The following is a 399-nucleotide window of genomic DNA, read 5'->3' as shown; positions in this document are numbered from 1 at the left end:
GTCCCTGGTCTTCGAAGTTCGTGTTGAGCAGTACGTGCACGCTCGCGGCCTCCTCGCTCAGCGCCTGGATCGGGCGCGCGAGCGCCGCGAGTTCCTCTTCCGGGTAGAGATAGTTGAAGCGATCGGATGCCGCCGCGAGCCCCTTCTTCATCCACGTTGCGCGGTTACGCCCGTGCAGGCGCACAACCGCGACTTCCGGTGACGTGACTTCCCAGATCGGCGGAATCGAGCTCTTGAAGCCCTGCGGCTCGTCCACGACGACATGCGCGATGCCATGCTCGCGTTCGAACTCGAGGGTTCGCGCCCGCGTGCTTTCGTAAAACCACGTCTCGTTGCGAAACTCGACCGCCAGCCTGAATCCCTCCATGCGCTCGGCGCAGTGCTCGATGTGTGCAAGGC

1 protein-coding gene is annotated in these 399 nt (G+C 63.9%); it reads right to left on the bottom strand.

Annotated features, from left to right (window positions below; genetic code table 11):
- On the bottom strand, positions 1 to 367 hold a 367-nt coding region (locus I6F37_RS43290), incomplete at its 3' end, for a DUF72 domain-containing protein (protein ID WP_249795502.1).
- Positions 368 to 399 lie beyond the last annotated feature (32 nt).

The sequence above is a fragment of the Bradyrhizobium sp. NBAIM08 genome (assembly GCF_020193935.1).
Lineage (GTDB): Bacteria > Pseudomonadota > Alphaproteobacteria > Rhizobiales > Xanthobacteraceae > Bradyrhizobium > Bradyrhizobium yuanmingense.
The sequence above is the reverse complement of the archived record's forward strand: the minus strand, read 5'-3'. Positions and strand labels throughout refer to the sequence as shown.